The 22,652-nt window shown below is 44.7% G+C and carries 18 protein-coding genes and 1 riboswitch; of the genes, 3 read left to right on the top strand and 15 right to left on the bottom strand.

Annotated features, from left to right (window positions below):
• Window positions 1-15: 15 nt before the first annotated feature.
• The 6 genes from HF078_RS03790 to HF078_RS03815 all read right to left on the bottom strand — a co-directional run bounded on the left by HF078_RS03790 (window position 16) and on the right by HF078_RS03815 (window position 5,603).
• Complete coding sequence (locus HF078_RS03790) at window positions 16-732, bottom strand: phosphoadenylyl-sulfate reductase (protein ID WP_169289914.1); 717 nt, start codon at window positions 730-732, stop codon at window positions 16-18.
• 293 nt (window positions 733-1,025) lie between these two features.
• Window positions 1,026-1,172, bottom strand: coding sequence for a YezD family protein (locus HF078_RS03795; protein ID WP_169289929.1), 147 nt, complete (start codon window positions 1,170-1,172; stop codon window positions 1,026-1,028).
• Between the two features lie 238 nt (window positions 1,173-1,410).
• A riboswitch (SAM riboswitch) is annotated at window positions 1,411-1,515 on the bottom strand.
• Window positions 1,516-1,635: 120 nt separating this feature from the next.
• Window positions 1,636-2,166 carry a hypothetical protein gene (locus HF078_RS03800; protein ID WP_169289915.1) on the bottom strand — a complete coding sequence of 177 codons (531 nt, stop codon included), beginning with the start codon at window positions 2,164-2,166 and terminating at the stop codon, window positions 1,636-1,638.
• 148 nt (window positions 2,167-2,314) lie between these two features.
• Entirely contained in the window at window positions 2,315-3,235 is a 921-nt protein-coding gene (locus HF078_RS03805) for a diacylglycerol kinase (protein WP_169289916.1), read from the bottom strand.
• Window positions 3,236-3,515: 280 nt separating this feature from the next.
• A complete protein-coding gene (locus tag HF078_RS03810) occupies window positions 3,516-5,051 on the bottom strand; it encodes a flotillin family protein (RefSeq protein WP_169289917.1) in 1,536 nt (511 codons plus the stop codon).
• Between the two features lie 12 nt (window positions 5,052-5,063).
• Window positions 5,064-5,603, bottom strand: a complete 540-nt coding sequence (locus HF078_RS03815; protein WP_060664048.1) for an NfeD family membrane protein — start codon at window positions 5,601-5,603, stop codon at window positions 5,064-5,066.
• Window positions 5,604-5,873: 270 nt separating this feature from the next.
• On the opposite strand from HF078_RS03815, the gene HF078_RS03820 reads away from it, so the two are divergent.
• The gene (locus HF078_RS03820) at window positions 5,874-6,719 is read left to right on the top strand and encodes a M15 family metallopeptidase (protein WP_240951668.1); all 846 of its coding nucleotides are present in this window, start codon (window positions 5,874-5,876) and stop codon (window positions 6,717-6,719) included.
• A 326-nt stretch (window positions 6,720-7,045) separates the two neighbouring features.
• Here the strand turns inward: HF078_RS03820 and gatB are convergent, their stop codons facing one another.
• The 3 genes from gatB to gatC are packed head-to-tail and all read right to left on the bottom strand — an operon-like array spanning window position 7,046 to window position 10,263.
• Window positions 7,046-8,476 (bottom strand): Asp-tRNA(Asn)/Glu-tRNA(Gln) amidotransferase subunit GatB, encoded by a 1,431-nt coding sequence (gene gatB / locus HF078_RS03825; RefSeq protein ID WP_169289919.1) that lies wholly within the window; start codon window positions 8,474-8,476, stop codon window positions 7,046-7,048.
• Window positions 8,477-8,492: 16 nt separating this feature from the next.
• Window positions 8,493-9,950, bottom strand: coding sequence for an Asp-tRNA(Asn)/Glu-tRNA(Gln) amidotransferase subunit GatA (gatA, locus tag HF078_RS03830; protein ID WP_169289920.1), 1,458 nt, complete (start codon window positions 9,948-9,950; stop codon window positions 8,493-8,495).
• 22 nt (window positions 9,951-9,972) lie between these two features.
• Window positions 9,973-10,263: an Asp-tRNA(Asn)/Glu-tRNA(Gln) amidotransferase subunit GatC gene (gene gatC, locus HF078_RS03835; RefSeq protein ID WP_088016902.1), complete on the bottom strand. Its 291-nt coding sequence runs from the start codon at window positions 10,261-10,263 to the stop codon at window positions 9,973-9,975.
• A gap of 508 nt (window positions 10,264-10,771) precedes the next feature.
• On the opposite strand from gatC, the gene putP reads away from it, so the two are divergent.
• Window positions 10,772-12,280 (top strand): sodium/proline symporter PutP, encoded by a 1,509-nt coding sequence (gene putP / locus HF078_RS03840; RefSeq protein ID WP_169289921.1) that lies wholly within the window; start codon window positions 10,772-10,774, stop codon window positions 12,278-12,280.
• A gap of 46 nt (window positions 12,281-12,326) precedes the next feature.
• Here the strand turns inward: putP and HF078_RS03845 are convergent, their stop codons facing one another.
• The 6 genes from HF078_RS03845 to pcrB all read right to left on the bottom strand — a co-directional run bounded on the left by HF078_RS03845 (window position 12,327) and on the right by pcrB (window position 21,623).
• A complete protein-coding gene (locus HF078_RS03845) occupies window positions 12,327-12,995 on the bottom strand; it encodes a DUF4397 domain-containing protein (RefSeq protein WP_169289922.1) in 669 nt (222 codons plus the stop codon).
• A gap of 324 nt (window positions 12,996-13,319) precedes the next feature.
• The gene (pruA, locus tag HF078_RS03850; RefSeq protein WP_148988992.1) at window positions 13,320-14,864 is read right to left on the bottom strand and encodes an L-glutamate gamma-semialdehyde dehydrogenase; all 1,545 of its coding nucleotides are present in this window, start codon (window positions 14,862-14,864) and stop codon (window positions 13,320-13,322) included.
• 269 nt (window positions 14,865-15,133) lie between these two features.
• A complete protein-coding gene (locus tag HF078_RS03855; RefSeq protein WP_169289923.1) occupies window positions 15,134-16,285 on the bottom strand; it encodes a CamS family sex pheromone protein in 1,152 nt (383 codons plus the stop codon).
• Between the two features lie 12 nt (window positions 16,286-16,297).
• On the bottom strand, window positions 16,298-18,304 hold the full coding sequence (gene ligA / locus HF078_RS03860) for an NAD-dependent DNA ligase LigA (protein ID WP_169289924.1): 2,007 nt from the start codon (window positions 18,302-18,304) through the stop codon (window positions 16,298-16,300).
• 34 nt (window positions 18,305-18,338) lie between these two features.
• Window positions 18,339-20,645: a DNA helicase PcrA gene (pcrA, locus tag HF078_RS03865; RefSeq protein ID WP_169289925.1), complete on the bottom strand. Its 2,307-nt coding sequence runs from the start codon at window positions 20,643-20,645 to the stop codon at window positions 18,339-18,341.
• Between the two features lie 294 nt (window positions 20,646-20,939).
• Window positions 20,940-21,623, bottom strand: coding sequence for a heptaprenylglyceryl phosphate synthase (pcrB, locus tag HF078_RS03870; protein WP_169289930.1), 684 nt, complete (start codon window positions 21,621-21,623; stop codon window positions 20,940-20,942).
• Between the two features lie 273 nt (window positions 21,624-21,896).
• Between pcrB and HF078_RS03875 the strand changes: the two genes are divergently transcribed.
• Window positions 21,897-22,058, top strand: coding sequence for a hypothetical protein (locus HF078_RS03875; protein ID WP_169289926.1), 162 nt, complete (start codon window positions 21,897-21,899; stop codon window positions 22,056-22,058).
• Window positions 22,059-22,652 lie beyond the last annotated feature (594 nt).

Raw genomic sequence — 22,652 nt, forward strand, 5'->3', positions numbered from 1 at the left:
ATCTCACAGCCACTCTTAGTTTGTATGCAAGCCGCACTCCGTCTTCCCGCTACCCGCCCAACGGCCAGCTCGGGAATCTCCGTCTGTGCCGACTGCTTGTGTACAGGGAAAGCAGCCGATGCTCGGATACCCTTGATCATGAAGCTCGTTATAGGGAAGTCCCCGGGTCCTTATATAGCCCCACACATCCTCCCATGTCCAATGAATGAGAGGGCAGATTTTTATATTTTGGAATTTATCATCCCGGTTGAGGAAGTTCGTGCTGGCACGTGTTGGTGACTGCTCCCTCCTAAGCCCAGAAATCCATGCCTTCTTTGGCGTGAGTGCTTCTCTTAATGGTTCGACCTTTCGAATTTGGCAGCATTGGCCGGGGTCCCTTTTCCAAAGGGCGGTGCCATGTGCCGCTGCTTGTTGATCCAAAGTGAGAGCCGGTTTTCTTTTTTCAATCTGCAAAGTCGGGTATCTATTTTTAATTTCCTCAATGACCTGATAGGTTTCTGGAAAATGCAGATCGGTATCTAAAAATACAATATGCGCATCGGGCTTTACCTTTTGAATGAGGTCGATTAAAACCACTGCCTCTGCCCCAAAGCTTGAGGCATAGATGATTTCATCGGATTCATAAGTTCCAAACGCCCATTTCAAAACTGCGGTCGCCCCTTTTGTGTCATCATCAACCTCGAAGATGGGCGAGGTCTCCTTCCAGTTTTCATACGTTATTTTCTCGTTCATACTGTTATTTGCTCCTTTCTTTTCCAATGAAAAAAGGCAGCCCTTTTACAAGTGCTGGCTTGTTGATCCAAGCCAAGCATCATGTAAAAAGACCGCCTCCAGTTTGTCTGGTCAGCGAGTGTTTATGATTGATTTCTGTAAAACACGCTGTTGATTTCCGTACCGGCTTCGCTTTCCTCGGGGCGCTTGTGGAGCCTCCCCGGCAAGCCTGCAGGGTCTCCCCTAAGCGCTACCTCCCGATGAAGTCTGCGCCTGTACTCCAATCAACAGCTGAATTCATATTTAATTGAAATTTATTTTTTCTGAAGGCGAACCTTCTCATTTTTTTCTATCTGAATGACTTTTCCATCCTGTACGACTAGGGTGATAGATCCAAATTTGATTGATTGTAGCATTGTTTCCAAGTGGGTAACAACTTCTTCCCATTCCGACTGTGCCAGTTGGCTCGCCTCCGTTTCGTTTTACAAAATTTAAAAAAGATACGGTTACCCCCGATAGATTGTAGTGCAGGGTGTGAGACTCCGGCGGGAGGTAGCGGTTGCCTTGAGACACCCGCAACGAAGTGAGGAGGCTCAAGCACCGCCCCGCGGAAAGCGAACACCCGGAACGGAAATCTATTGGAGTGAAACAGACAAAAACGCCTCTCCCATTATGGAAAAGGCGCATGTATGTAAGTGCACCTTATCTTCCAAAATGGGTATCCATTTTGCTGGAATTGGCACCTTGCTGTTCGCAGGTTGCCGGGCTTCAACGGGCCAGTCCCTCAGCCGCTCTAGATAAGCGTCAATTTAAGTTGTGTTTTTGTTAAAATTAATCCTACCATACTTATATGAATTGTCAACAAAGTTATTGACTGTTTTTTTAGATTTTTTATTTTTGGGAAGTTGGTCCTAGTCAGGTACCTTACTCCCCGATTTTTTTAAGCTTGGTTTCCGAATCAATGATGACCGCTTGATAGGAGTCGCCTGAGGTGGTTTCAAAAAGAACACCTTGGATGGTTTCTTCTTGTTTTTCAAGATTCGTCAATTCCACTTTTGTTAATTCTTCAGGATCAAACGTCACTTTCCCTTCCAGCTTAAATTGCCCGTCGCCTATTTCCTCTGCCATCTCGATTTCATGGTCGAGCATACGCTCCTCTAACCATCCGGCAAGTAAGGGTTCTACTGTATCTTTTACTATTTTCAACCTATCATTATATGTAAGAATCATGGAGTAGCGGACATATTGAACTGTTTCATACTCATTCCCACCCATGCCAACGGAAGTCGAGGATATGGTGAATTCAGGGTCTGGTTCTGTTTGAACGAACATGTTACAGCCGGTTAATACAATGGTGAGGCAACACAAAACAGCTAGCCTCTTAAACCTAACAACGCGTTGATTTCTCATAAAGCCTACTATTGAAAAAATCCCCTCACACATACTATCCTTCATACTAACCCCTCCTGTTTGGCGTTCCCATTTTACTCAACATTAACATATTTTTCCTTGAACGTGTTGCAATAATGTAAAAATGATGCGAGATTCCTATTGGAAGAAATACAAAAAAATAAGCAGCGGCATCACTCACCGCTGCTTATTTCTATTCGCATTTTGCCATTTCGGTTTTCTTGCGTTTTTCGGTTACTAGTACTTCAAGGTGACGGTAGAGGTTGACGAATTCACCTGGAAGCAGGCCACCGTACTCGCCGTCTAGATTTAGTTGCATCTTCTCTTTTGTGTTTACTTTTACCCTGTTTGCCTTTGTGTAGATAACTAAATCGTCTTTCACATGATCTCCGCGCAGTGCCATGGAAGCAATACGGATGAAGTCTGCTATGTTTGCTTTTTTAAGAATGATCATATCAAACATGCCGTCGTTCATGCAGGAATCTGGCGCAAGTTTTTCGAAGCCGCCTACCGAATTCGATAAGGAGACTAAGAACAGCATGATCTCGCCTTCAAAGATTTTTCCATCGTATTCAATCGTTACGTTTGTCGGGCGAATAGATGGAAGCATCTCGATTCCTTTTAGGTAGTAGGCAAGCTGGCCAAGCATAGTTTTCATTTTAATTGGCACTTCATAGGATAGCTCGGTCATTTTTCCGCCACCGGCAATATTCATGAAGTACTGATCATTTGCTTTTCCAATATCCACTGGCATCGGAACGCCTTCTGCAATGACATCAACACAACCTAAAATGTCATCGCGTGGCAGGTCAAGTGCTCTGGCAAAGTCGTTCGTCGTACCCACTGGAATAATGCCAAGTTGTGGGCGGTATTCCTGTTCTGCCAACCCGTTGACCACTTCGTTGATTGTTCCGTCTCCGCCAGCTGCTACTACAAGGTCATACCTGCGTTCCACAGCCAGCCTGGCAGCTTCTGTCGCATCTCCATGACCAGTTGTCGCATGGCAGGATGTTTCATAGCCGGCTTTTTCTAATCTAACCAACACTTCTGGCAGATGCTTTTTGAACAGCTCACGACCAGATGTTGGATTGTATATTACCCTAGCTCTTTTCATTTACCCATCATCCTAAACGTATATTTAACTAAGCCCTCTTTTATATCTATGTGTTGTCTATCTCTGTATGTTGTTATATAAGTTAGTTATATTTTCCCAATACCACTAAGTAGTGAACCTGTAACCCACTACTGATAACATATTAGCCTATTCGGGTGTGGATATGCAATTAAAATGAAAATTTTGAGAAATACGGTTGGCATCCCCCAAAAAAGAAAACCCCCACCCGGGCCGCCACTTCTCAAAAGTAGCAGCTGCAGGTGGGGGCCCAAGCTCTCAATTATTCTTCTGTCTTCTTCTCTTCGCTCTTTTTAGAAGTAGCGATTTCATTCGTCAGGCTGTCGATGCTGTGACGCACGTTCGCTTTGCCTGAGAAGTTTTCAATCAATTCTTTTACATCAATTCCAGATGACGCCTTTAAGGATTCTTGAAGAGTAGACATCAGGTTTGTTGCGTAGCCAGTCACTTTGTTGGCGCCGCCATTTTCACCGCTTCCGCCAGTGTCCACAACTGTGATCTTATCGATGTTGCCAAGTGGAGCTGCAACTTGCTTCGCATATTCAGGAAGCATTTTGATGATCATGTCGAGGATAGCCGCTTGACCGAACTGTTCGAATGCTTCCGCGATCTTTTCTTTCGCTTCCGCTTCTGCAAGACCTTTCAGGCGGATAACTTCTGCTTCGGATTCCCCTTGTGCTCTTTGGGCATCGGCAATTGCAAGACCGTCAATACGGACTTTTTCTGCTTCTGCTTTGGCCATTGCTTCGATGCGGTATTTGTTTGCATCTGCTTCTGCCATTTGTTTTGCTTTATCAGCTGCTGCAGCCTGCTCAACAGAGTAACGGTCTGCATCGGCTTTTTTCTTAACTTCAGAATCGTATTGACGCTCACGACGCAAGATCTCTTTTTCCTCAAGCTCAATTTGCTTTTGACGCTCGATGATTTGGATCTGCATCTGTTGCTCGGTTACTTCTTGTTTCGCTCGTGCTTCCTCTAGGTGGTACGCTTGGTCGGCACGTGCTTTTGCGATGTCTTGCTCACGGCGGTACTCGGCAACCTTCATTTGGTTGGTTTTTTCTGCTTCTGCGATCTCCGTCGCACGCTCAAGCTCAGCGCGTTGTGCGTCTTTTGCCGCTTCAGCACGCTTGATACGTGTTTCTTTATCTGCTTCCGCAGTTGCAATGTCTGCGTCACGTTTTACTTGCGCGATACGTGGTTTACCAAGAGATTCTAAGTATCCATTGCTGTCGCGGATATCACGAATGGTAAAGGATACGATGACCAATCCCATTTTCGCTAAATCCTGAGAGGCAACACGTTGTACTTCTTGCGAGAACTTTTCACGATTCTTGTAGATTTCTTCTACTGTCATGGAACCTAGGATAGAACGAAGGTGACCTTCTAGTACTTCACGTGCTTCGTTTTCCAGGTCCTCTTTTCTTTTTCCTAAAAATTGCTCGGCAGCTGTAGCGATATCGCCGATGGAATTGCCGATCTTGATGATCGCGGTACCGTCCGCCATCACAGGAACACCTTGCTCTGTGTAAACTTCTGGCGTTTTTACGTCTAGTTTAATAGATAGTAAGCTTAATGGTTCAGATTGTTGGAATACCGGCACGATGAACGCACCGCCACCTCGTACAATCTTGATTTTGTTTCCGGCTTCGTCCGTGTGGACATTTTTCCCGCCCAGGTAGCTACCTGTGATGATTAAAGCTTCGTCTGGACCGACTGTTTTGTAGCGTGCGATGAACACGACAATCAGTACGAAAATTAGCGCAACGACGGCACCAATAATGATAAACATTTCACCCATTTTCTGTTCCCCCTATTTATTATAGTTTTCTAAAACCTTTTCGTATGGAGTGACAGAAACCACTCCGGTTTGGACATCGATGATCAGGACTTCCGTATCATAAGGGATTTCCTCGTTTTCAAAGCTCTGTGCAGAACGTGAAACGGTGCTTCCGCCAATGCTTAGTACCACTTCCCCAAACCCATCTTTCGGGACCGAGATGATAACTCGTGCAAGCTTTCCTTTTAAGTCATCGTCTGTGTAACCGAGTGAGGAATCGGCGGACTTGATTGGTACAAAGACAAAGATGTGAAGCAGTATGACTAGTAGAAGTGCGAGGACGGTGGCAATGGCCAACACCAGCAATCCTGATAGCGGCGAGTATTTTTCAACTAGATAGCCTGTTGCTCCAAATACGGTAAAAAATGAAAAGATAAGAGCTGGATCAATAGGTAACACATCAAATATCCCGTCTACCACATCAGACAATAATACGTAAATCAGCGTCAAGCCACCAAAGATGATGAGGCACCAAAAATAGAGCGTCATCATGTCCAATCCAAACAACGTCATAAGCCATCGTTTCCTTTCCTGTTGTATTGAAGGCAATCACCTTAGGACCTTAATCCTTCTTCCAAAATTTCCTTCCGCTATTATATACGGGTCATTTCTCCTAAAGGTTTCAAAAACATTTCTATTTTTCTACCTTTTTCTTGGATGATGATAGGTGTAAACTAATAGTAGGAATTTACAAACTTTTACCTATTTCATCATAAACCATATAAAAGGGGAAAACTATTACTTATGCTAAAAAAAGGAATTATTTGCGGCGTAGGCCTGAGTTTGCTAGCTGGTTGCACGACCTTTGATAGTTTATTAGAAGAAAAGGAACCATTGGTAGGGAGTCCTCATGCAGGCAAGTCGACAGTGCCGGTAGTGACCGTGGTGGACGACGTGGTATGGGAGGATTTTTTTGAAAAAGAAGAGGACGGTAGTGAGGTGGTTGTTGCACCGGAAGAAACGGAAGAAGCTGAAGCTCCTCCGACGGAAGAGGAGCCAGCTGAACCTGAGGAGGTTTCCGACCCTGAAGCGATTCCTGTTGTGGCCAACCCAGGTGCAATGAATGTGATGGTCAATAAATTCTGGTCGCTGCCGGAAGGGTATCGTCCTGGGGATTTAATTAAACCGAATGTACCGTTTTCTTTTGGTGATGAAAACAGCGACCGTTCCAAGCTGCGTGCAGAGGCAGCTGAGTCGCTTGAGGTTATGTTCAATGTCGCAAAAGGGGAAGGCATCGAACTTTATGCCCGTTCTGGGTTCCGTTCTTACGAAACACAGGAGGCTATTTTTAAAAATGAGGTAGCCACATTTGGTTATGAGCAGGCGGTCCTCTACGTGGCGTTGCCCGGGACTAGCGAGCATCAGACCGGACTTGCGATGGATATTACCGCGAAGAGTGTGGGGCTTGAGTTAGTGGAGGCATTGGAGGGGACAGTTGAGGGCAAGTGGCTTGCGGAAAATGCCCACCACTACGGGTTTATTTTGCGCTATCCGAAAGGGAAAACGAATATTACCGGCTACGCGTTTGAGCCTTGGCATTTCAGGTATGTTGGCGTCGATATTGCTGGGGAGATTTATGCGAAAGGGATCACGTTGGAGGAATATTTGGGAGATGTGCGGGAGTTTTAAAGGGGAAAGGTTTTCGTGGAGCGCATTTTGGCGCTCTTTTTTGTTAGGAGTTGATTTTGCAGTGGTGCATGGGGAGTTTTAGAGTGTGTTGGAATGGGGGGCGTAATGCTTGGTCGAGTTTATTGTCCGGAATTTGAATTTTTTGTCCACTTTTAACATTTATTGTCCAAACTTTAGATTTATTGTCCAATTTCATTTTATTAGCCAATTCAAGCGGGATAAATGCCATTCGACAAAAAACGACACCACTCCACCCACACTACCTCCACTCCACTCCCATAAAAAAACAACCCCAACATCCTACGTTGGGGTTTTACATATCAACATTATCGCTTCTTAATCTCTTCAATCAAAATCTTGTTCACCATTTGCGGGTTTGCCTGGCCTTTGGAGGCTTTCATGATCTGGCCAACAAGGAAGCCGATGGCACGTTCTGTTCCTTCTTTATAGTCCTGGACGGATTTTGGATTTGCATCCAAAGTTTCACCGACCATTTTACGAAGGGTCCCTTCGTCCGATATTTGGACAAGGCCTTTTTCTTTTACGATTTTCTCTGCATCGCCGCCGTTTTCAATTAGTTCTTTGAAAACTTTCTTGGCAATTTTTGATGAAATCGTGCCCTTTTCAAGGAGCTTAATCATGCCGGCAAGTCCTTCTGGCGTCAAGGCTGTATCACCAAGTTCTTTACTTTCAGCGTTTAGATAAGCAGAAACCTCGCCCATCAGCCAGTTGGAAGCAAGCTTCGCGTCTGCACCAGCTTTAACGGTTCCATCAAAGAAATCGGACATTTCTTTTGTGATGGTCAGGACTTGAGCGTCGTATGCAGGTAGTCCAAGCTCTTCGACGTAACGCTTTTTGCGCTCGTCCGGAAGGGTTGGGATGTCTGCGCGAACGCGCTCTTTCCAGTCATCATCGATGTGAAGTGCGACAAGATCCGGCTCGGGGAAGTAACGGTAGTCATCGGATCCCTCTTTTACACGCATCAGAATCGTCTTCTTCGTCGCTTCGTCATAACGGCGTGTTTCCTGTTCAATCACTCCGCCAGATAAAAGAACTTGCTCCTGACGAACGACTTCATGCTCTAGTCCTTTTTGAACAAAGTTGAAGGAGTTCAGGTTTTTCAGTTCCGCTTTCGTACCGAATTCCTTTTGGCCGATTGGACGCAGGGAAATGTTTGCATCACAACGCAAAGATCCTTCTTCCATTTTACAATCAGAAACGCCCGTGTATTGGATGATGGACTTCAATTTTTCCAGGTAGGCATAAGCTTCCTCCGGTGTACGGATATCAGGTTCCGATACGATTTCCACAAGCGGTGTTCCTTGGCGGTTATAGTCGACAAGGGAATAACCGTCGCCTGTGTGCATCAATTTTCCTGCATCCTCTTCCAAGTGAAGGCGCGTGATACCAATACGTTTTTTCTCTCCGTTCACTTCAATATCAATCCAGCCGTTCTCCCCGATCGGTTTGTCATGTTGAGAGATCTGATAAGCCTTCGGGTTGTCCGGATAAAAGTAGTTTTTGCGGTCGAATTTGGTGTCGGTTGCGACTTCACAATTCAGTGCCATTGCAGCCTTCATCGCGTATTCCACTGCCTGTTTGTTCAGAACAGGTAGCGTTCCCGGATAGCCAAGTTCCACGACACTTGTGTTGGAGTTCGGTTCTGCGCCGAATTCGTTCGGACTTGCCGAGAAAATTTTGGATTTTGTTTTTAATTCTACGTGCACTTCAAGGCCAATAATCGTTTCAAAATTCATGTCTATTTTTCACCCCTTACAGCTGTGGCTTCTTTTTATGATGGTCGGTTGCCTGCTCGAATGCATGGGCAACGCGGTATATAGTGCTTTCCTCAAAATGATTTCCGATGATCTGCAAGCCTACTGGCAGTCCGTCTACAAAGCCTGCTGGTACAGAGATTCCTGGAACGCCTGCAAGGTTCACTGGAATGGTCAGGATATCGTTTGCATACATCGTAAGTGGATCCTTCGTGTTTTCGCCTACTTTAAAGGCTGGAGTCGGTGTTGTAGGTCCGATGATGACATCATATTTTTCAAAGACATCTTCAAAATCCTGCTTGATTAGCGTACGAACCTTTTGAGCTTTTACATAATAAGCATCATAGTGACCTGCGCTCAACGCGTAAGTTCCAAGCATGATACGGCGCTTCACTTCAGGTCCAAAGCCTTCACTGCGAGTCTGCTTGTACATGTCGATTAGGTTCTTCGCATTGTCTGTGCGGTAGCCATAGCGAACACCGTCAAAACGGGCAAGGTTTGCAGATGCTTCTGATGAAGATAATAGATAATATGTTGCCAAAGCGTATTGGGAGTGCGGCAGGGAAACCTCTTCCCATGTTGCGCCTAGTCCTTCTAATACTTTTAGTGCATCTTTAACAGATTGGCGAACCTCTTCGCTTACGCCTTCTGCCAGATACTCTTTAGGCACACCGATTTTCAGCCCTTTAACATCACCTGTAAGGCTGGAAAGGAAGTCTGGAACGTCAGCGTTTGCTGATGTTGAATCCATAGAATCCAGTCCGGAGATCGCTTGTAAAAGATAAGCATTGTCTTCTACGGTACGTGTAATTGGACCGATTTGGTCAAGGGAAGATGCAAAAGCAATCAAACCGTAACGGGAAACGCGTCCATAGGTAGGTTTCAGGCCGACAACTCCACAGAATGCAGCAGGTTGACGGATTGATCCACCTGTATCAGAGCCCAGGGAGAAAAATACTTCCCCTGCTGCTACTGCCGCTGCAGATCCACCGCTTGATCCGCCTGGCACACGTTCAAGGTCCCAAGGGTTTTTCGTTGCCGCAAAGGCAGAGTTTTCATTGGAAGATCCCATGGCAAACTCGTCCATATTGATTTTACCGATGGTGACGGTTTCCGCTTGGTTCAGCTTTTCTACCACTGTAGCATTGTAGATTGGGTTAAAGTCTCCAAGGATTTTACTCGCAGCTGTAGTGCGAATGCCTTTTGTGACGATGTTGTCCTTGATTCCAATTGGAAGACCGAATAAAAGTCCGTGATCCTTTTCTAATCCTAATGCTTGGTCGAGGACTTTTGCATATTTACGGGCATTCTCTTCGTCCAGTGTCAGGAATGCTTGTACCTTATCGTCGACTTCGTTGATGCGTTTGTACGATGTATCAACAAGGTCAGATACGCTGATTTCTTTTTTATGTAAAAGGCTATGTAATTCCGATAGCTTTTTATCAAACAATGACATGGGGTTCCCTCCTTACTCTTTCCTATTCAATAATGCTTGGTACGCGAATCTGGCCGTTCTTGTGGTCTGGAGCATTTTTCAATACCTCATCCACCGGCAGACCATCTTTCGCGACATCTTCCCTCATGACATTCTTCATATGTAGAACATGAGAAGTTGGTTGAACATTTTCTGTATCTAATTCATTCAGCTTCTCCGCGAATGAAATAATTGCATCTAATTGACTTGTGAACATAACTGCCTCATCCTCACTGATTGCAAGACGGGCCAAATGCGCCACATGCTTCACCTGATCCTCCGAAATACGTGACATCCTCTTTCACCTCCACAAAAAATCGAACTTGCACAATACCCCTATCATACTAAACTTTAACCCCCACAAGCAATTCTAACGGGATATTGGCATGATTTTTCTTTAGTGGAGTAAAGAGGGGTCTGACCCTCAATGCGTTAGAGCACTAAAGAAACCCTCCTCTCCCCGACCTCAAAAGGTTTTTGGTATGTGGTATGTTTCGCGTTTTTTGAGAGAAAATAAGTGTGCATTCTGGGAAGAGTGACGGTGAGTAGGGTTAGGAATATTACAGCAATATTACATGTTTGATAATTCTGAATAGTTTTACTTTAATTTCTTTTCGATTGGGAGGTATGCCCATCGTATCAAGGGGTAGAGTGATTTTCTTCCTATTGAAAAAGGTTTCAATCGCTTGAATAAAGGGAAATACTTTGTTAGCTTAAATACTCGTAACCGTTATGAGAGCAATTTGGGGCGCCGAAATTGCTGATGTACAAACTAAATTAAAGATAATTCAGGAGTTGATATTGTGGACACAGGAGTATTTATTTCCCTAGCACTTTATTTTATCGCCATGCTAGGAATAGGTTTATATGCCTATAAGACATCTACAGACGATATTTCAGGCTATATGCTTGGTGGTCGTCAATTAGGACCTGGAGTAACAGCATTATCTGCCGGGGCATCTGATATGAGTGGTTGGATGCTAATGGGTCTACCCGGTGCCATGTATGCTACTGGTGTATCGAGTATGTGGATTGCCATCGGTCTTACAATTGGAGCATATGTAAACTATTTGGTCGTTGCACCTCGTTTAAGGGTTTATACAGAAACTGCGAATGACTCCATTACAATCCCAGATTTCTTCGAGAACCGTTTTTATGATGGAACTCGTATCTTACGCTTCGTATCAGCGATCGTAATCATCATTTTCTTCACTCTCTACACCTCCTCTGGTTTAGTTTCAGGTGGTACACTATTTGATAGTGCATTTGGGTTAGACTACAAAACTGGTTTATTCGTAACGGCTGGTGTAGTAGTGGCTTATACATTGTTCGGAGGATTCTTGGCAGTTAGTTTAACTGACTTTGTACAAGGTGTCATCATGCTTCTTGCCTTAGTACTAGTGCCAATCGTCGCATTTACTGATTTAGGCGGAGTTGGAGTTACACTTGATGAAGTACGTTCCATCGACCCAACTTACCTTGATTTCTTTAAAGGAACGACCGTCCTTGGAATTATTTCGTTACTTGCTTGGGGACTAGGTTACTTTGGTCAACCTCACATCATCGTTCGTTTTATGGCGATTAAGTCCATCCGTGATTTCAAAGCTGCTCGTCGTATCGGAATGAGCTGGATGATCGTTTCTATCATTGGTGCGATGGCTACAGGACTTGTAGGGATTGCATATGTGAACCGTACAGGAATGGAATTAGCCGATGCAGAAACAATCTTTATTGTGTTCTCCCAATTCTTGTTCCACCCACTAATTAGTGGATTCTTACTTGCAGCAATTTTAGCTGCTATCATGAGTACGATTTCTTCTCAGCTACTTGTTACATCCAGTGCGCTGACAGAAGACTTTTATAAAACGTTCTTGCGCCGTGAAGCATCTGATAAAGAACTTGTCCTAATCGGTCGTATCTCCGTTCTTATCGTTGCTCTAGTCGCAATTGCACTATCCCTAACACCTAATGACACCATCCTTAACCTGGTTGGTAACGCATGGGCAGGATTTGGTGCAGCATTTGGTCCAGTTGTAATACTAAGTCTTTACTGGAAACGCATGAACCGTTGGGGTGCACTTGCAGGTATGCTAGTGGGTACCATCACGGTACTATTATGGATCTATGGTCCTTTCACTATCAACGGCGAACCGTTAACAGCTTTCTTATATGAAATCATTCCAGGGTTCATCCTAAGTACGATTGCCGTAATAGTTGTAAGTTATCTTACAAACTTCCCACGTAAAAAAGTTCGTGAAGGCTTTACGGAAATGGAAGAAACAATGGAAACAGAACAGAATAAAGAAGATTAATTTATACAAAAGAGAACCCGTTCACATAGACGGGTTCTCTTTTCATTTACTTCTCGTTATCCACCAGCACAATAACTTCTAATTTGTCAGCTGTATTTACTGCAAACACACTGTACACCGTATCTTTTTCAAGCTTTGTTCCAGAGAGGTCTAGAACTTGTTTTTTATCAGGTGTTCTGATTTCCAAATCGTACGTTCCAGGCTCAAGTTCCTGATATACGGAAATGTCTTTAAAAGAAAGTTCACTGAATACTGTATCTCCATCAATTACTCCTACATCCACTTGTGGAGCATCAGGCGATAGGTGACCGACACGCGTGAACGCCTTTCCTTTAGGTGCTTTTCTAGTATCTTCTACCGCAATCATCTCAAGGTTCGCAAGCTTATTAACAGCCGCTACCGTGTATGCCTTGCCACCTTCTACTTCAAGTTGCTGAGCGATAACTGGTTGATCTTTTTTACCCGCAGGATAGATCTCCACTTTGTGTGGGCCTGCCGGTAGCATTAAGTAATCAGTTGCATCTTTAAACTTCGCACCCTCAACCGCAACATTTCCATCGACATAAACGTCCACAGCCGGCGCGTCAGGGGATGCATGCAGAATACGGACTTGTGCATCTTGCTTGCTGCCGGTATTCGCATTCGCAGCAGCCAAGTTGCTCATTCCACCTAAAACAAACAGCAACACCGTTAAAATACTAAGGAATTTCTTCATTTTATATCTCCTTTTCATACTATATTTGAACACATTTGTTAGTATGAAAGGTTCGCGTGGAAAATATGTAAAAAAGTAGCAATAAAGTTTGGATATTCGGTGGTTTTAGCAGATTTTTAGTGGGGTTTAAGGAGAGTTAGTGAGAGTTCGTGCCGATACAGTGAGAGTTGATGCCAAAATGGGGCGAGTTCGTGCCAAAATGACGCGAGTTCGTGCCAAAACCACCCGAGTTCGTGCCAAAGTATTTTCTATGGTAATCCCACTCTCCCACCAAAAAAAGAAGCTGACACCCCACTAGGTATCAGCTTCCTTCTATTATAACTATTACAGAGTTTCAGAAGTTGTTTTTGCTTGTAAGTGAAGCAATAGGTAGTCAGGACCGCCCGCTTTGGAGTCAGTACCAGACATGTTGAATCCTCCAAATGGTTGGTATCCAACGATTGCACCTGTGCATCCACGGTTGAAGTAAAGGTTACCTACGTGGAAGTCTTCACGAGCTTGCTCAATTTTGTCGCGGTTGTTTGTGATAACCGCTCCAGTCAAGCCGTATTCTGTGTTGTTGGCAATCTCAAGCGCATGATTGTAGTCTTTTGCTTTTGCAAATGCTACAACCGGCCCGAAGATTTCCTCTTTCATTAGGCGAGCTTCCGGATCCACATCAGCAACGATTGTCGGCTGAACGAAGAATCCTTTGGAGTTGTCTCCTTCTCCACCTGCAAGAATGCGTCCTTCTTCTTTTCCGATAGCAACATATTTCATTACTTTATCAAATGCAGCTTGGTCGATAACAGGTCCCATGTAGTGGTTTTCTGTTGGATCGCCAACTGTCAATTCTTTTGTTAATTCTACTGCACGGTTCAATACTTGGTCATACACATCTTCCACGATTACCGCACGGGAGCACGCAGAACATTTTTGACCGGAGAAACCGAATGCAGATTTTACGATGGATTGTGCTGCCAACTCAAGGTCGCCCTCGCTGTCCACCACAATCGTATCTTTTCCACCCATTTCAGCGATGACACGCTTCAGCCAGATTTGGCCAGGGTTCACTTTAGAAGCACGCTCATAGATTCGTAGACCAACGTCACGAGATCCAGTGAACGAGATGAAGCGAGTGCGTGGGTGGTCTACTAGGTAGTCCCCTACTTCCGCGCCGCTACCTGGTACAAAGTTAAGTACGCCAGCAGGCAGTCCAGCCTCTTCCATTACTTCTACGAATTTAGCCGCAACAACAGGAGTTGTAGACGCAGGCTTCAATAGTACTGTGTTACCCGTTACAATCGCCGCTACTGCAGTACCAGCCATGATTGCAAATGGGAAGTTCCAAGGAGAGATGATCACACCTACACCTAGTGGAATATAGTTATAACGGTTGTATTCCCCAACGCGGCTCTCTAATGGCATACCGTCTTTTAGCTTAAGCATTTGACGCGCATAGTACTCAAGGAAATCAATTGCTTCCGCAGTATCTGCATCCGCTTCATTCCAAGGCTTCCCTGCTTCTTTAGTTAAGAGTGCAGAGAATTCGTGCTTACGACGGCGAATGATTGCTGCCGCACGGAACAAGATGTCTGCTCTTACTTCTGGCTTCACCTTACGCCACGTTTTGAACGTTTCGTCTGCAACTTGCATCGCCTTCTCAGCCAAGTCACGATCTGCCTTTGACACACGACCAATAACCTCTTCTTTATTTGCAGGGTTCACGGATACGATTTTATCTTCCGTCGTAACACGCTCTCCACCAATAACTAAGTCGTAATCTTGTCCTAAATAAGAGTCCACTAGTTTCAAGCCTTCAAGATAAGCTTGTTTGTTTTCCTCATTAGTGAAATCAGTAAATGGTTCATGTTTGTAAGGTAATACCATTACATTCGCCCTCCTTTGCATTCTAAAGCGCTTGCATACAATTCTCATTCTACCCTATCATTACTAGTCTTTCAAATATTGTTTATATTCTAATCGGAAGAAAAATTTGGAGGGGATTGAATGGTGCATTAAACCTGGGTTAGGTGAGTGTTTGAGCATTTTTTTGTAAAAGTCACAATAACCACAAAAAGAGTTACAATCAATCCTCGTCTATCCATTCACAGCACAAAAAACCCACTATCCCATAAAGAATAGTAGGTCGCAAATGATTAATAGATATGAACAAACGGTTTTTCCGATCCTGCATCCCTTACAATCAATGCTTCTTCTCCACTGATGGAAGAAATGGATACTTGTAGATTGATATAATTCGGGAAGTGTTCCACCACTAGGCCTGTTACATACTGAGTGAAACCGATCAACTCGGCTTTCCCGTTAAACTCCATATTCACTTCAATGGAAAGCTGTTGAAGTTCACCATCACGGTAATAACCCTTTCCGATCACACCTGTATGATTTGGAAAATAGTCGTCAATATCCAGCTTAAAATTTTCAAATCGTACTGCGTCATCACGATATAATTCGGTAGTATCACTATTTGGGAAAAGGTGATATTCTTCATTAATTTTTTCCCATTTACCAACCGAATTGTCGCCTGATGAGACATTTGCTTTTGCGATAAAGCTTCCCGGGACAACGGAATTGGCAGGACTTTGTTTATACAATCCAATAATGATCGGAACATTTTCAAGTCCTTCCATGCCACGAACCCTTCTGATAACTTCTTCCGCTATTTTCTTTCCTTCAGCTTCAAGTTCGTCATCTGGAATCACATATTCCCTCGGATATCCACCTTCTTCATCCGTTAAATTATAATAGTGGATAGAGTTTAACGCGATTCCAATGGATACCCCGCCAAGTTCCACCTGATCTTCTCCCTTACGGACAAGATAGTTTTGTTCCTGAACATGCGCTAGGTAGATTGGACTTTTTTCGTTTGTGTCTTCCGTATCAACTCCGCGAATCAAAGGGGGATTCAATCCAGTAGTATCCTCATCATCCGGGTCTACTCGACCTAACCAGCTTCTAATCGTATTCCTCTTTATATACTGACCTTCCTGATACAAATAACTGTCGGAAGGAAATACCTCCTGCGACATGCGCATCAATCCGGTTTCCAACTCCTCCACATCGACCCGGCTGTTTAGGCGCGGGGCGATTTGGCCGCGAGTTTCCCCTGGCTTATAAGGAAGAATGGTTTGATAAAAGTCATCTGATATTTTATATCTTGGAACAATGGCTTGTTCCGTGTTTTCCTGCTGCGCTGGATCTTGTACCACTTCTTCCTGCTTCTCGAAGCCTGGCACACATCCGGTGGCAAAAAGAGAAACAACAAGGAGCAACGACAAAAACCTTTTCACTTCCAACACCTCTTATGATTGTATTTCCTTAAGCATTTGTGCTTCATTCCAAACTTCTATTCCAAGCTCCTGTGCTTTTGTAAGCTTAGAGCCGGCATCTTCTCCAGCAATCACTAAATGCGTGTTTTTGCTGACGCTTCCGGTCACTTTTCCACCCAATTGTTCAATGGCTGCTTTCGCATCATTTCGTGACATTTCTTCCAGCTTTCCTGTCAGGACGATCGTTTTTCCTGCAAAATAAGAATCAACATCTTTCGCGCTTACTGGCTTCGGTCCTTTATACGCCATGTTGACCCCTAGTTCTTTTAGCTCCGAAAGAAGTTCTGTCACTTCCGGCTGTTCAAAATAAGTCACTATGGAATCAGCCATCTTGTCGCCAATTTCATGAATCGCTGTCAGCTCTTCTTTCGTCAAGCTTGCAAGACGGTCCATATTCTCGAATTCCTGTGCCAATGTTTTGGCTGCTTTTGCTCCTACCAAACGGATTCCCAGTCCAAACAGAAGGCGCTCCAGAGAGTTGTCCTTCGTTTTTTCTATTGCAGCTATCAGGTTATCTGCAGACTTTTCGCCCATACGCTCCAGCTCCAGAAGCTGTTCTTTTGTCAATTTATAAAGGTCTGCCACGTCTTCAATCAGGTTCTCGCGGAAAAGTTGAGCAATTACCTTTTCTCCAAGACCATCAATATTCATGGCATTACGGGATACAAAATGAATCAATCCCTCACGAATCTGTGCCGGACATTTCGGATTGATGCAGCGCAACGCCACTTCCCCTTCAATGCGGACAAGCTCGCTTTCACATTCCGGACAGTGTGTCGGCATGGTGAAATCACGTTCTTCACCGGTTCTCTGCTCTACAAGTACATTCACCACTTCAGGAATAATATCTCCAGCTTTTTTCACGATAACGGTATCGCCAAGCTTGATGTCCTTTTCACGGATGAGGTCTTCATTATGTAAGGAAGCTCTTTGGACCGTCGTCCCTGCTACACGCACAGGTTCAAGGATTGCCGTTGGTGTCACCACACCTGTTCGGCCGATATTCAGCTCGATATCAAGAAGCTTAGTCGTGACTTCTTCTGCAGGGAACTTGTACGCAATGGCCCATCTTGGACTTTTTGCGGTAAAACCAAGCTGTTCTTGATGCTCGGTGTTGTCCACTTTAATTACGATACCGTCTATATCATACGACAGATCCGGGCGTTTTGTGTGCCAAGCTGTGACATATTCCAAAACTTCTTCAATCGACGTGCACACTTTTCGCTCCGCATTTGTCTTAAACCCTAGTTTATCTAGGTAATCTAAGCCTTCGCTGTGGGAATCAACACCTGCTTCTCCCGCGTCTGCAAGGCTATACACGTACACGGACAAGTTACGGGATGCAGCAATTTTTGGATCAAGCTGACGAAGAGACCCCGCCGCCGCATTACGTGGGTTGGCAAATGGCTCTTCTTCGCGCTCCATTTTCGCTTCGTTCAACTTCTCAAAAGAATTCTTCGGCATGTAAGCTTCTCCGCGAACCTCCATCGTCACCGGTTCTTTTAAGCGTAAGGGAATGGATTTAATCGTTTTGAGATTCATGGTGATGTCCTCACCAGTTGTCCCATCTCCACGGGTCGCGCCAAGAACAAACAAACCGTCCTCATAGCGCAGGGACACAGCCAAACCGTCAATTTTCAGTTCGCACACATAGGTCACATCATCGCCGACAGCCTGCTTGACTCGGCGGTCGAAATCACGCAAGTCGTCTTCGTTGAAGGCATTGCCAAGGCTGAGCATCGGGGTGCGGTGCTCGACCTTGTTGAACATCTCTAGAATATTCCCTCCTACACGCTGAGTCGGAGAGTCTTCCGTTTGCAGTTCTGGATACTCCTTTTCGAGCGTTAATAGCTCTTGTAAAAGAGAGTCATATTCGGCATCTGAAACGGACGGTTTGTCCAGTACATGATATTCATAGTTATATTGGTTCAGCACATCATGCAGCTCGCGAACCCGTTTTTCAGCTTGTTCTCTTTCCATGCAATGTCGTCCTTTCTTATTTGGCGGTTATCATCTATTGTTGAACCTTCGTCACAGGGGCAAACTTGGCCAATAGGCGTTTGATTCCTGTTGGGCTTGGGAAGGCAATGTCGAGTTCCTTGCTGTCGCCATCGCCTTTTACGCTGACAACAGTACCGACTCCCCATTTTTTATGTTCTGCTTTGTCTCCTACCATCCAGTCCAAGCTTTCTCCACCCGTTGCAGTCAGCCCGCGGGATGGTGCTGTGGTACGGCGTGCGGTTTGTGAAGCAGGACTTGCCGCCCTTGCTCTTCCAGAAGAAGAATTGCCTCCAAATGGTGACGCAGAGCCGCCTCCAAAACTTGACCCGCGGCCACCAAATGGCGTTGGACGGGATGCAGCTTCTTTGTTTTCTTCGCTTTCTAGTAACTCTTCGGGAATTTCTTTTATAAAACGAGAAGGTGGGTTAATGTTTGTACGACCAAATAACGTACGCATTTGGGCGTTCGTGATGAACAATTGCTGCTCAGCACGAGTAATTCCAACGTAAGCCAGGCGGCGTTCCTCTTCCATTTCGGCTTCTTCAAACAGCGAACGGCTGTGAGGAAATACCCCTTCCTCCATTCCAATCAGGAATACAACCGGGAATTCAAGTCCTTTTGCAGCATGAAGTGTCATTAAAATAACACCTTCCTGCTGGGCTGGATCTTCCTCGTCCAATTTATCAATATCAGCAACAAGCGCCAGGTCTGTAAGGAAAGCAACCAAGCTCTTATCGTCATATTTTTCTTCAAAATTCTTCGTAACAGATAGGAACTCATCGATGTTTTCTAGTCTGCTTTGGGATTCAATTGTTTTGTCGGCTTTCAGCATTTCTCGATAGCCTGATTTTTCAAGAACCTCTTCTACTAGTTCCGTCACAGAGATGTACTCTTGCATTTGCACATAGCCTTCAATCAGCGCACGGAACTCTTTCAATTGGGACGTAGCACGGCCGCTGACACCAATTAAGTCTACTTCTGCAAGTGCTGTGAAAATGGAGATATCATGCTGTGCCGCGTAATTGGCGATCTTATCAACTGTTGTTGCCCCGATGCCACGTTTAGGCACATTCACAATTCGCTGCAAGCTGATGTCGTCGTCTGGATTCGCAATCAAGCGCAGATACGCGAGGATATCCTTGATCTCTTTGCGGTCGTAGAACTTTGTCCCACCGACGATTGTGTAATTGATGTTGGACATGAGGAGCATTTCCTCCATCACACGGGACTGGGCGTTTGTACGGTAAAGTATCGCAAAATCACCAAGGGTGCGTGTTGGGTCTTGTCGCATTAGTTCACGCATTTTTCCGACTACAAACTGTGCTTCCGATTTCTCAGAATCCGCTTGGTAATGAATGATTTTTTGCCCTTCGTCGTTTTCCGTCCAAAGGTTCTTCTTTTTACGGCCGATATTGTTTTCGATCACTCGGTTAGCCGCTTCTAGGATACGTTTAGTAGAACGGTAATTTTGCTCTAACAGGACTACCTCCGCGTTTGGATAATCTTTTTCAAAAGAAAGGATATTGGCGATATCCGCTCCACGCCAGCGATAGATGGATTGATCAGAATCCCCTACCACACAAAGGTTTTTCAAGCGGTCAGCCAAAAGGTTAACCAATGTATATTGCGCTCTGTTCGTATCCTGATACTCGTCCACGTGGATATATTGGAACTTGCGCTGATAGTATTCGAGCACTTCCGGTACACGTTTAAAGAGATGGATGGTCGTCATAATCAAATCGTCAAAATCAAGCGCTTGGTTCTTTTTCAGCCTCTTTTGATAGTCGGTATAGATTTCCGCTACTTGCTGCTCATAAGGACCAAGTGGCTGTTTTGCATATTGTTCTGGATTCATCAGTTCATTTTTGGCAGAGCTGATGGTACCAAGGATGGTTCTTGGTTCGAATTTTTTCGGATCGATATTTCGGTCCTTTAAAATATTCTTGATAACAGACAGCTGGTCGGTCGTATCAAGAATGGTAAAATTGCGGTTAATTCCGATGCGGTCAATGTCACGGCGCAGGATTCGCACGCACATGGAGTGGAATGTGGAGATCCAGATGTCTTCTGCAGCCGGTCCGAGTAGCTTTTCCACACGCTCTTTCATTTCACGCGCTGCTTTGTTTGTAAAGGTAATCGCAAGAATATTCCATGGCGCTACCTGTTTTTCGGCCATCAGGTAGGCGATTCGGTGCGTTAACACCTTCGTTTTTCCACTTCCCGCTCCGGCCATGATGAGTAAGGGGCCGTCCGTTTTCTTCACGGCTTCTTTTTGCATGGGGTTCAGTCCTTCAAGAAGCCTTTGACTTAAATATTGCATATTTTTCCACCGTCCCAACAAACATATGTTCTTATTTTCTATCATACTAAATTGGCTTGAGAATTACTATTAATTTTAGAATCTTTGCATCCACCGCTGTTGATTTCCGCACTAGGCTTCGCTTTCCTAGGGGCGGTGCTTGAGCCTCCTCACTTCGTTGCGGGGTCTCAACCTACCGCTATCTCCCTCAGGACAAGGAAGGCTTCGACAGCGAAACATCGCACGAAGAAAATGCGTAGCATTTTCGAGGAGTCTTCGCCCCGTGCTCCAATCAACAGCTAGAATATCTAGAAACTAATTTTTCACAGCGTCAACTGTCTTCAGCGCTTCTTTTAAATTTTCATATACTGCGTTTCCTACTACGACGGTATCTGCGTGGGCTGCCATTTCTTTGGCGCGTTCGGCTGTGGAGATGCCGCCTCCGTAGAATAGTTGCGTTTTTTCGAGAGTTTGTTTGGCCGCCTGGACCATTTCCACGTCCCCGTACGTACCACTATATTCTAAGTAAAAGATAGGCAGATTAAACATTTTCTCTGCTAGTCTTGCATAGGCAATGACATCTTCTTTGTCGAGATCTGTTTTGGCTTCCGTTAACTTGGCAGCTTTACAGTCGGCATTCAGGATGCAGTACCCTTCTGCCACGATCTCTTCCCAGTTCATAATATCTCCGTACTCTTTCAGTGCCTCTATATGAAGGTCCGTGACCCATTCTGTCTTTCTGCTGTTCAACACACTTGGGATAAAATAATAATCAAATCCCGGTGTAACCGATTCTATGGTGGAAACCTCCAATGCACATGGCAACGAATATCTTCTCACCCTGCTCATCAGGCTCAGCACATTGTCGAGTGTGACCCCGTCCGTACCGCCGACTAGAATCGCATCGGTTCCGGATTCGCACACAAGCTCTAAATCTTCGTCCGATATCTCTTTATTAGGATCCAATTTAAAAACGTGCTTCCACTCACGTATTTCCATTAACACTGCAAACGTCCCCCATTCTAATTTTCCATTCCCCTATTATAGCAAAATCCAGGCTAATACGAAAAAGAGAAACGGAGATTATCGACTGGAAGTTACGACCTTTTCCGGTAGACCAAAAGTTTTTTTCCTGTGGCCTGTTATTTCTTTTGTGTAGCGGGGAATTACATAACTAACATCTTTAGTCGCACTTAGGAAAATAGTTTTTTTTAATATATGGATGCATATCGTAATCGCTTCAAAATATGATGTGATAAGGAGGTGTCCAACATGCCTATGTGGCTATGGTTTGTTATTGGCTTCGCTATTCTTTTGTTGTTTGGTGCTCTTGTTGACCACTTTGGAAAAAGAAGAAAGAGATCGGCTGACTCTGCTTCGCTCTCTCAATCAGTCGATGAAGTAAAACCAAACCAGGATACGTTTTTTAGGTGATGCACGGTTTTTTTAGGGGCTTTACTTTTTGGTGGAACCGCTTCTTAATAAGAGGCGGTTATTTGTTGTTTGATAGGTGGAGGGCGGAGTCTATATTTAAATTGGATTTTTTATATTGTCCTGGCGTATAGAACCGTTCTATTAGACTTTTTATGCGGACTTCCTCACTGTTCGGGCGTATAGAATCGTTCTATTAGACTTTTCATGCGGGTTTCCTCACTGTTCGGGCGTATAGAACCTTTCTATTAGACTTTTTATGCGGATTTCCTCACTGTTCGGGCGTATAGAACCATTCTATTAGACTTTTTATGCGGATTTACTCACTGTTCGGGCGTATAGAAGCGTTTTATTAGACTTTTCATTCGGTTTTTCTCACCGTTCGGGCGTATAGAACCGTGCTATTAGTCTTTTTATGCGGGTTTCCCCACTGTTCGGGCGTATAGAACCGTTCTATTAGACTTTTTATTCGGATTTCCTCACTGCTCGGGCGTATAGAATCGTTCTATTAGACTTTTCATGCGGGTTTCCTCACTGTTCGGGAGTATAGAACTCCCCTATTAGACTTTTCATGCGGGGGTCCTCATCGATCGGGAG

Source organism: Bacillus sp. RO2 (assembly GCF_012911845.1).
In the GTDB taxonomy this organism is placed as follows: domain Bacteria; phylum Bacillota; class Bacilli; order Bacillales; family Bacillaceae_I; genus Sutcliffiella_A.

Bases quoted from the DNA above. Each gene is read 5' to 3' on its own strand.
- HF078_RS03790 (WP_169289914.1), bottom strand. From the start codon at position 732: ATGAACGAGAAAATAACGTATGAAAACTGGAAGGAGACCTCGCCCATC.
- HF078_RS03800 (WP_169289915.1), bottom strand. From the start codon at position 2,166: ATGAAGGATAGTATGTGTGAGGGGATTTTTTCAATAGTAGGCTTTATG.
- HF078_RS03805 (WP_169289916.1), bottom strand. From the start codon at position 3,235: ATGAAAAGAGCTAGGGTAATATACAATCCAACATCTGGTCGTGAGCTG.
- HF078_RS03810 (WP_169289917.1), bottom strand. From the start codon at position 5,051: ATGGGTGAAATGTTTATCATTATTGGTGCCGTCGTTGCGCTAATTTTC.
- HF078_RS03815 (WP_060664048.1), bottom strand. From the start codon at position 5,603: ATGACGTTGTTTGGATTGGACATGATGACGCTCTATTTTTGGTGCCTC.
- gatB (WP_169289919.1), bottom strand. From the start codon at position 8,476: ATGAATTTTGAAACGATTATTGGCCTTGAAGTGCACGTAGAATTAAAA.
- gatA (WP_169289920.1), bottom strand. From the start codon at position 9,950: ATGTCATTGTTTGATAAAAAGCTATCGGAATTACATAGCCTTTTACAT.
- gatC (WP_088016902.1), bottom strand. From the start codon at position 10,263: ATGTCACGTATTTCGGAGGATCAGGTGAAGCATGTGGCGCATTTGGCC.
- HF078_RS03845 (WP_169289922.1), bottom strand. From the start codon at position 12,995: ATGAAGAAATTCCTTAGTATTTTAACGGTGTTGCTGTTTGTTTTAGGT.
- pruA (WP_148988992.1), bottom strand. From the start codon at position 14,864: ATGGTATTACCTTACAAACATGAACCATTTACTGATTTCACTAATGAG.
- ligA (WP_169289924.1), bottom strand. From the start codon at position 18,304: ATGGAAAGAGAACAAGCTGAAAAACGGGTTCGCGAGCTGCATGATGTG.
- pcrA (WP_169289925.1), bottom strand. From the start codon at position 20,645: ATGCAATATTTAAGTCAAAGGCTTCTTGAAGGACTGAACCCCATGCAA.
- pcrB (WP_169289930.1), bottom strand. From the start codon at position 21,623: ATGGAAATACGTGAGTGGAAGCACGTTTTTAAATTGGATCCTAATAAA.
- HF078_RS03875 (WP_169289926.1), top strand. From the start codon at position 21,897: ATGCCTATGTGGCTATGGTTTGTTATTGGCTTCGCTATTCTTTTGTTG.